Consider the following 8,362-nt stretch of genomic DNA (forward strand, 5'->3'; position numbering starts at 1 on the left):
CTGCGCGGCGCCGCCCGCCGGCAGGGCGGCAGCCGGCGTCGCGGCCGCCGGGCCGTGCCCGCCCCGGCCTGAGCCTCACCCCTGCGGGGGGAGCAGCCCGGCCCGGTGGGCGAAGACGACCGCCTGGATCCGGTCGCGCGCCCCGAGCTTGCGCAGCACCCGGCCGACGTGGGTCTTCACCGTCACCTCGGCGATGAACAGCTCGGCGGAGATCTCGGCGTTGTTGCGCCCCAGCCCGATCAGCCGCAGCACCTCCAGCTCACGCTCGGTGAGGGCGGCCAGCGGCTCCTGCAGCTGCGGGTCCGGGCCGTGACCGGGCGGGACCATCGAGCTCACCAGCTGCCGGGTCATCTCCGGGGAGACGACGGCGGTGCCGTTGTGCGCGGAGACGACGGCGGCGATCAGCGCGTCGGGCGAGGTGTCCTTGAGCAGGAACCCGCTGGCCCCGGCCGAGATGGCCCCGTAGGCGTACTCGTCGAGGGCGAACGTGGTGAGGATGAGCACCCGCGGCCCGTCGGCGGCCACGATGCGGCGGGTGGTCTCGACCCCGTCCATGCCGGGCATGTCGACGTCCATCAGCACCAGGTCGACCTCGCCGGGGTGCTGCTCGAGGTGCTCCAGGGCTGCGCGCCCGTCGGCCACCTTGGCCACCACCCGCAGCCCCGGGTCGGACTCGAGGATCATCGCGATCCCCTCGCGGAACAGCCCGTCGTCGTCGACGACGAGCAGCCGGATCGGCTCGTCCGGCTCGCTCACCGGGCGAGCTCCGGCTGCGGGACGTCCGGGGCCGGGCCGGTGGTCGTGCCGAGGGGCAGCTGGGCGCGCAGCCGGTAGCCGCGCGGCGGCTGCGGCCCGTGCTCCAGCGTGCCGCCGAGCGCCTCCACCCGCTCCCGCATGCCGCGAAGCCCCAGACCGCTCCCGGTTTCGGCCTCCTCCGCGGCGGGCAGTCCGTCGTCGCTCACCAGCACCTCCAGCTGCTGGTCGATGACGGCGATCCGCACCTCGAAGCGGTGCACGTCGGTGGCGTGGCGCTGGGTGTTGGTGACGGCCTCCTGGACCAGGCGGTACACCACCTCCTGGTGCGCGGGTGGGGTCTGGCGCTCGCCGGCGTCGGCGTGGACGTGGGTCACCACCCCGCTGGCCTCCAGCACCTCCAGCAGCGAGCGCAGATCGGAGATGGCGGGGGTCTCGGGAAGGTCCCCGTCGTCGCGCAGCACCCGCAGCAGCGCCCGGAACTCACGCAGGCACTGCCGGCAGGAGCGGCTGATGCTCTGCAACGCCTCCCGCTGGCGCTCGGGCAGGTCGGGATCGGCGCGCAGGGTGCCCTCGGCCAGGGTGAGCACCCCGGCGATGCTGTGGGAGATGACGTCGTGCATGTCGCGGGCGATCCGGGTGCGCTCGCGGGCCGCGGCGATCTCGGCCAGGTGGGCCCGTTCCCGGCGGAGGTGCTCGGCCGCCTGCTCGAGGCTCTCGGCGTAGGCCCGGCGCAGCGAGGAGGCGTGCCCCCAGGTCCAGGCGCAGACCGAGATCAGGCAGAGGGCGGCGATCGGGGCGATCGCCGAGGCCAGCGACTCCTCCCAGTGCACGGCGGCCACCACGCCCTCGACCAGCACGACGCCGAGGGCGGGCAGCGAGACGTTCTTGGGCCGGCGGTCGGCGAGGGTGAAGATGCTCGCCGGCAGCAGCAGGTTGGCCGGCATCAACGGGTGGCCGTAGGCGATCTGGACCGCCCCGGCGCCGGCCATCACGGCGAAGCAGAGCAGCGGTCGGCGGTGGCCGACCAGCCAGGGCAGCGTCAGCCCGAGGGAGATCACCAGCAGCTGCACGGTGTCCCAGCCGCGCCAGACGAAGCCGACCGAGATCGGCAGCGTGTACAGCAGCATGCAGGCGGTCACCACGACACGGGCCCACAGCCCGTCCCGCTGCAGCCACTGCGCAGTCCGCTCCGGCACGTGGCCACCCTAGTTCGCGCCGGTCCGGGCGCGGTCAGCCGGTGGCCCGGGGCCGGAGCACCGGCCGGCCCGGACCACCGGGGGCTCGCGGGTCAGCGCTCCCAGATGCCGCGGATCGCCTCCTGCAGCTCGGGGTAGCCGCTGATCGCGGGGTTGACGACGAAGGCCGTCCACAGGCTCGCCAGCCCCAGGGTCAGCCCGCACACCACCACCGAGACGACGAGTCCGGTGGTGGCCAGGCCGGGACGGTCGCCGCGGCGCAGGGCGGCCCAGCCGGTGACCGCGCCGACGGCGGCCAGCAGCGGGGGCAGGAAGCAGACCAGCGGCAGGGCGAGCAGCAGCGGCGCGAGGACCAGCGCGGCCACTCCCAGCCCCAGCGACCAGCCGGCGTCGGCGGTGCGGTGGTCGACGTCACCGGTGGTGGTGGGGGTCGGACGGGTGTCGAGGCTCATCTCGTGCTCCTTCCGGAGGGGGGTCGGGGGTCAGACGCGGACGTCGCGGCGTTCCTGGAAGCGGGTGGCCAGCGCCACCACCAGCAGCGTGAGGACGGCGCTGGCGCAGACGATCGCCAGCGACCCGCCGGCGGTGAGCTGGCCGCTGTCGCCGAACGTCCCGGTGGCCAGCTGGGTGGCCCGGGCGGTCAGTGCGTGCGGCAGCACGAAGATCACCCCGCCCAGCTCGGCCGCCAGCGCCACCGCGGCGATCCCGGCGCCGACCAGGGCGACCGCGACGGGGGCGGCGAAGGAGCGGAAGGTCATCGACAGCGCCGACTGCACGGCCGCCACCGGCAGCACGGCCACCACCAGCAGTGCGGTGACCAGCAGGTAGCGCGGGGGCAGCAGACCCGGCAGCCCGAACAGCAGCTTGCCGGTCACCACGACCGCGATCAGCAGCACCAGCTGCATGACCGCCCCGAGCAGGGCGATCGCCAGCGTCTTGGCCAGCACGATCCGCAGCGTCGGAACCGGGGTGCTCATCAGGGCGTTCCAGTTGCCGCCGCGGTGCTCCGGGCGCCACACCAGCGAGGCGAGGATGCCCAGACCGAGGGTGAGCGGGAACAGCCCGTAGAAGACGACCGAGCGCAGCCACAGGGTGTGCCAGCCGTCGGCCAGCTGCTGCTGGGAGACCAGCGTCATGAACGAGCCGGCGAAGACCATCACGAGGGGCAGCAGCACCACGATGCTCCAGCTGAGGGAGCGCTTGAGCTTGCCGAGCTCGGTGCCGAGGACGGCGCTGAGGGACGGGGTCATGACCGGGCCTCCTGACGGTCGAAGCGGCTGGTGACGAGGACGAAGAGGGCAGCGGCCAGCCCGACCAGGACGAGCACGCTGAGGTAGGACGGTGCCGTCGTGACGAGGTGCTCGCCCTCGTAGCCGGCGACGGCGACCAGCGAGTAGTAGCCCCACGGGGTGGCGTGGGCGAACCAGCCCGGGAAGCCCGAGCCGAAGACGGCCACCACCGTCCCGAGCAGGCCGATGCCGAGCGCGACCAGCTGGTTGTCGACCTTCGCCGAGAGCACCAGGTGCAGTGCCAGCACGACCAGGTTGACGGCCAGGCTGGTGACGGCGAAGCCGGCCCACAACCCGACCGGCACCGGGGCGTCGATGCCGGCGAGGCGGCCCAGCGCCCAGACGGCCAGGTGGGTGACGACGGTGGCGGCGACGACGACCGTGCCGGCGGTGAGCAGCTTGGCCCGGCAGAGCGCGCCGGGGGTGACGCCGCTGGTCGAGCCCATCAGCCACCCGTTGCCCTGGTGCTCGATGTCGACCATCCGGCTGGCCACCACCGCGAGCAGCAGCGGGGAGACCATCGGCACCGCCAGCGACAGCCCGGCCAGCGGGACGTCCCAGGTGCGGGTCGCCGGGTCGGCGAACTCGGCGCTGGTGACGGTGCTCAGCAGGGTCAGCGCCACCGTGCCCAGCACCATCAGGCCGGCGACCAGCCCCACCCGCAGGTGGCGCAGCTTGGCGAACTCGTTGACGACGACCGGACCGGTCGCCCCGACGGTCACGGCGCTCACAGCCGACCTCCCGCGGTCAGGGTCATGAAGACGTCCTCCAGGGACTGCTCCTCCCGACGGACGCCGTAGATCGGGGCGCCGGCGCCGACCAGGTCGGCGACCACCCGGGCGGTGACCCGGTTGTCGATACCGCCGATCCGCAGGCTGCCGCCCTCGACGCGGGTGGTGAGCCGGCCGTCCAGCACGGCGCTGGCCTGGCGGGGCTCGGGGGTGTCGATGAGGACGTCGGGGACGGCCGCGGCGAACAGCTGCTCCCGCGAGCCCTGGAACAGCAGCCGGCCCTCGGCCAGGATGCCGAAGTGGTCGGCGGCCTTGTCGATCTCCCCGAGCAGGTGGCTGGAGACCATCACGGTGACGCCGCGGGAGGCGAGCCGGCGCAGCAGCTCGCGGATCTCCTCGATGCCGGCGGGGTCGAGCCCGTTGGTGGGCTCGTCGAGGATGAGCAGCCGCGGTTCACGGGCCAGCGCCATCGCGATGCCCAGCCGCTGCTTCATGCCGAGGGAGTAGTTGGCGACCTTCTTGTCCAGCTGCTTGTCCAGCCGGACGGCCTGCACCGCGCGGTTGACCTGGGCCTCGTCCAGCCCCAGGGAGCGCTGCACGAGCCGCAGGTTCTCCCCGCCGGTGAGGTGGCCGTAGCCGGGCGGGGCCTCGATCAGCGAGCCGATCCGGGCCAGCTGGCGGCGCCGGGTGCGCCGGTTCATCGGCTCGCCCATGATGTGCACCTCACCGGCCGACGGCTGGACCAGCGAGAGCAGCATCTTCATGGTCGTCGACTTGCCCGAGCCGTTCGGGCCCAGGAAGCCGTAGACGCAGCCCTGGGGGATCCGCAGGTCGAGGCCCTGGACGACGGCCTGTCTCCCGTAGCTCTTCGTCAGGTTGACGGTGGTGACGGTGTCCATGGCTCCACCCTGCCGAGCCCCGGCCCCGAGATCGTCACTCCTCAGGGTGATCTTCGGCGTCCTCCCCAGGTATGACGCCGCCCCCGGTTCAGCCGCCGACCAGCCCGCTGCGGAAGGCCAGCACGACGGCCTGGGTGCGGTCGCGCAGCCCCAGCTTGGCCAGGATCCGCCCGACGTGGGTCTTGACCGTGACCTCCTCCACGCCCAGCCGCTCGGCGATCTCGGCGTTGCTGAGGCCCTCGGCGACGAGCAGCAGCACCTCGTGCTCGCGGGCGGTGAGGTCGGCCAGCCGGCCTCCGGACGGGTCGCGCGCGGGGACCGGTCGCGGGTCGGGGCCGGTGAAGTGCTGCAGCAGCCGGCGGGTGGTGCTGGGCGAGACCACCGCGTCGCCGGCGTGCACGTGCCGGATCGCGGCCAGCAGCTCCGGCAGCGGGGTGTCCTTGACGAGGAACCCGCTGGCCCCGGCCTGCAGCGCGTCGTAGACGTGCTCGTCGAGGTCGAAGGTGGTGAGCACCAGCACCCGCGGGCCGTCCCGCCGGGTGATCTCGCGGGTGGCCTCGACGCCGTTCATCCCCGGCATCCGGACGTCCATCAGCACGACATCGCAGTCGAGGCCGGCCAGCAGCTCCAGCGCGGCCCGGCCGTCCCCGGCCTCGCCGACCACCTCGATCCCGGGCTGGCCGTCGAGCACCATCCGCAGCCCGCTGCGGACCAGCTCCTGGTCGTCGACGAGGACGACGCGGACGGCGCTCACCGGGCGTCCCCGGTCGGCACCGTGGCGTGGACCTGGAAGCCGCCGCCGGGTCGGGGGCCGGTGCGCAGGGTGCCGCCGAGCGCGGCCACCCGTTCCCGCATCCCGACCAGGCCGTGGCCGTTGCCGGCGGTGCCGGCGGGGCGGGGTCCGGCGCCGTCGTCGGCGACCGTGACGGCGACCTCGTCCCGGCCGTGGCGCAGCGTCACCTCGACCCGGCTGAGGCGCTCGCCGGCGTGCTTGCCGACGTTGGTCAGCGCCTCCTGCACCACCCGGTAGAGCACGAGCTGCAGGCTGCTGCGCAGCGGCGGCGGTTCGCCCTGCACGCTCAGTGTGACCGGCAGCCCGGTCTCGCGGGCCCGTTCGACCAGGGCGGGCAGGGCCTCCAGCCCGGGCAGCGGGCTGGAGGCGGCGTCCCCGGACTCGCGGAGCACGCCGAGCATCGAGCGCATCTCCTGCATCGCCTCCCGGCTGGTGTCGCGGACCTTGAGCATCGCCGCCTCCGCCTGCGCCGGGTCGCGGCCGACCTGCCGTGCGGCGCCCTCGGCGAGCAGGCCGATCGCGCTGAGGCCGTGGGAGACGATGTCGTGCAGCTCGCGGGCGATCCGGGTGCGTTCGGCGGCGGCGGCCATCTCGGCCTCCACGGCGCGGGACCGCTCCAGCTGCTCGGCTCGCAGCCGCAGGCTCTCCACGTACTGGGCGCGGGTGCGGGCCAGGGTGCCGGTCAGCCACGCCACCGCGACCACCATCAGCAGCAGCACCAGGTCGAAGACCGACAGGAAGTACTCACCCAGCCGCGTCCCGACCGCCCACACCACCCAACCGGCGACCAGTAGCGCAGCACCGGCCGACCACGGCCACAGGTGCCGGCGGGCGACGCCGTAGAGGGCGAGGGCGAGCATCACGTCGGCCACCAGCAGCGGCACCCCGGCCAGCTGCTGGACGACGGCCACCGCCAGGACGGTGGCGAAGACGGCCCGGGGGTGACGGCGGCGCAGCACGTAGGGCAGGCAGAGCCCGAGCGGGACGAGCAGCGCCCACACCGGACCGGTCAGCCCCTGCACGGGCAGGTTGTAGGCGAACACACCGAGCGCGACCAGGGCGTCCAGCAGGACCGGCGACAGCCCCGACGTCCGCGAGGTGCCGGCCGGACGGCCCGTCTCCTCGGTCGTCATGGATCTGCTCACCTGCCTGGTCGGGGGCACCTGCGGGGACGGACCCATGCTGGCAGACCGGCCCCACCCGCTGGTGCCCGCGCGCTCCACCGGGCGCCGTCCGGGTCACCGTCCGCGGTCGCCGTCGTTCCCGGCCGCCGCCGGCCGAGGCGGTTGAACCGGTCCCCTGGCCGACTGCACGATCTGCTCGAGGCGTCGCAGGTAGGCGTCGAAGGACTGCCGTCCCTGCTCGCTGAGCGCGATCCGTCGCACCCGCTTGTCGGTGGGAGCGTTGGTGACGACGACGATCCCCGCCTCGGCCAGGGCGGACACGTGCTTGGACAGCGCTGACTTGCTCACCCCGACGAGCCGGAGGAGCGCGGAGAACTCGACGTACTCGGCGGGGGCGAGGGTAGCCAGCAGGGTCAGCCGCGCGGGCTCGTGCAGCAGCGGGTCGAGGGAGGTGGACGCCCCTTCGGGCTCGTCGGCCACCTGGCTCACCGCGTCCTCCCACGCGCACCCGCCGCGGGGCTCGCGAGCCGCTGCAAGCCGGCTCGGCAGACGAGGAGGACCACGACAGCGGCGGCGAGCGCGCTGCAGGTGTGGGGGGCGGGCCATCCAGCCGCACGCACGGCGAGCTGGACGCCGATGTAGGCGATCACGGCCAGCACCGCGCCACCGACGACCAGTCCCGAGCCGATCCGGTCCGACCAGTCCAGCCGGGGGCGCAGGGGTCGTGCCGCCCACAGCCCCGCCACGCCGAGCGCGACCAGCCCCGACAGCCAGACCAGCTCCAGGTCGACCACCACGCCGACCGCCAGCACGGCGGCGGACACGACGGCTGCGGTGAGCCATGCCCCGCTCCTGGCCGACAGACGGGTCGACCGGTCGGTCCGGGCGAGACGGGCGGCTGCTTCCTCGCTGTCCACGGTGGCTCCTTCCACGAAGATCGTTTCCTGGAAAGAAACTACCCGGTGGTTTCCCCGGAGGCAACTACACGGGCCGGGACGCCGGCCTGGCGGGCGTGGCGATCGGTCCCGTGGCGAGTGCTCAGGCGCCCACGGCGCGCAGGGCGGCGTCCAGGGTGTCGTCGTCGCCGACGTTGCCCGGCACCACCACCTGCACGACCTCGCGGCCGGCGGGGGTGGTCAGCCGCCACACCGAGACGCCGGGCAGCACCTGGCCGAGCACCCGGGCGCTGGTCGCGCCCAGCCCGGCGCCGGCGACGTCGGCGCCGGTGATGCCGCCCTTGGTCACCACGACGTCGACCTCCTCGCGCAGCCGCTGGACGACCGAGACCAGCACCTCCATCACCGAGCGGCCGTGGGCCAGGGTGTCGTGCTCGGCGCGGCGCACCCGCTCGCTGGCGACGGCGGCGAACCCGTCACCCACGGCGGGGGCGAGCTCGGTGACCAGCCGGTCGGCCTCGGCGGAGGTGTCGGTCAGCGCGCGGTCGGTGTCGACCACCGAGGGCGCAGCGCGCTCCCCGCCGGTGGCGCGCTCGAGCTGGCGGGTGGCGGCGCCGGTGTGGGAGCCGCAGACCAGCAGCGTGCGGCCCGGTGCAGCCACGGGGACGTCCAGCAGCC

General features: G+C 74.3%; 11 protein-coding genes. All 11 read right to left on the reverse strand.

Annotated features, from left to right (window positions below; all coding sequences use genetic code 11):
* Positions 1-75: 75 nt before the first annotated feature.
* Complete coding sequence (locus DVA66_RS13715; RefSeq protein ID WP_114560596.1) at positions 76-756, reverse strand: response regulator; 681 nt, start codon at positions 754-756, stop codon at positions 76-78.
* Positions 753-1,952 carry a sensor histidine kinase gene (locus DVA66_RS13720; protein ID WP_114560597.1) on the reverse strand — a complete coding sequence of 400 codons (1,200 nt, stop codon included), beginning with the start codon at positions 1,950-1,952 and terminating at the stop codon, positions 753-755. Before DVA66_RS13720 ends, DVA66_RS13715 begins: the two co-directional genes overlap by 4 nt.
* 92 nt (positions 1,953-2,044) lie before the next feature.
* Entirely contained in the window at positions 2,045-2,404 is a 360-nt protein-coding gene (locus DVA66_RS13725; protein ID WP_114560598.1) for a hypothetical protein, read from the reverse strand.
* A gap of 30 nt (positions 2,405-2,434) precedes the next feature.
* Positions 2,435-3,202, reverse strand: coding sequence for an ABC transporter permease (locus DVA66_RS13730; RefSeq protein WP_114560599.1), 768 nt, complete (start codon positions 3,200-3,202; stop codon positions 2,435-2,437).
* Complete coding sequence (locus DVA66_RS13735) at positions 3,199-3,972, reverse strand: ABC transporter permease (protein ID WP_198671754.1); 774 nt, start codon at positions 3,970-3,972, stop codon at positions 3,199-3,201. The genes DVA66_RS13730 and DVA66_RS13735 overlap by 4 nt, the downstream gene beginning before the upstream one ends.
* Positions 3,969-4,871, reverse strand: a complete 903-nt coding sequence (locus DVA66_RS13740; RefSeq protein ID WP_114560600.1) for an ABC transporter ATP-binding protein — start codon at positions 4,869-4,871, stop codon at positions 3,969-3,971. The genes DVA66_RS13735 and DVA66_RS13740 overlap by 4 nt, the downstream gene beginning before the upstream one ends.
* 88 nt (positions 4,872-4,959) lie before the next feature.
* Positions 4,960-5,625 (reverse strand): response regulator, encoded by a 666-nt coding sequence (locus DVA66_RS13745; protein WP_269801624.1) that lies wholly within the window; start codon positions 5,623-5,625, stop codon positions 4,960-4,962.
* Positions 5,622-6,797, reverse strand: coding sequence for a sensor histidine kinase (locus DVA66_RS13750; protein ID WP_157974004.1), 1,176 nt, complete (start codon positions 6,795-6,797; stop codon positions 5,622-5,624). Before DVA66_RS13750 ends, DVA66_RS13745 begins: the two co-directional genes overlap by 4 nt.
* Before the next feature lie 105 nt (positions 6,798-6,902).
* A complete protein-coding gene (locus DVA66_RS13755; RefSeq protein ID WP_198671755.1) occupies positions 6,903-7,277 on the reverse strand; it encodes a MarR family winged helix-turn-helix transcriptional regulator in 375 nt (124 codons plus the stop codon).
* A complete protein-coding gene (locus tag DVA66_RS21310; protein WP_198671756.1) occupies positions 7,274-7,612 on the reverse strand; it encodes a hypothetical protein in 339 nt (112 codons plus the stop codon). The genes DVA66_RS13755 and DVA66_RS21310 overlap by 4 nt, the downstream gene beginning before the upstream one ends.
* Positions 7,613-7,826: 214 nt before the next feature.
* The coding region (locus tag DVA66_RS13760) for a nucleotide-binding domain containing protein (RefSeq protein ID WP_332872873.1) at positions 7,827-8,362 on the reverse strand (536 nt) is incomplete at its 5' end.

The sequence above is a fragment of the Desertihabitans aurantiacus genome (genome assembly GCF_003344635.1).
GTDB classification, from domain to species: Bacteria; Actinomycetota; Actinomycetes; order Propionibacteriales; family Propionibacteriaceae; genus Desertihabitans; species Desertihabitans aurantiacus.

Excerpts from the sequence above, each read along its gene's own strand:
- DVA66_RS13730 (WP_114560599.1), bottom strand. The coding sequence starts at position 3,202 with ATGACCCCGTCCCTCAGCGCCGTCCTCGGCACCGAGCTCGGCAAGCTC.
- DVA66_RS13740 (WP_114560600.1), bottom strand. The coding sequence starts at position 4,871 with ATGGACACCGTCACCACCGTCAACCTGACGAAGAGCTACGGGAGACAG.
- DVA66_RS13725 (WP_114560598.1), bottom strand. The coding sequence starts at position 2,404 with ATGAGCCTCGACACCCGTCCGACCCCCACCACCACCGGTGACGTCGAC.
- DVA66_RS13750 (WP_157974004.1), bottom strand. The coding sequence starts at position 6,797 with ATGACGACCGAGGAGACGGGCCGTCCGGCCGGCACCTCGCGGACGTCG.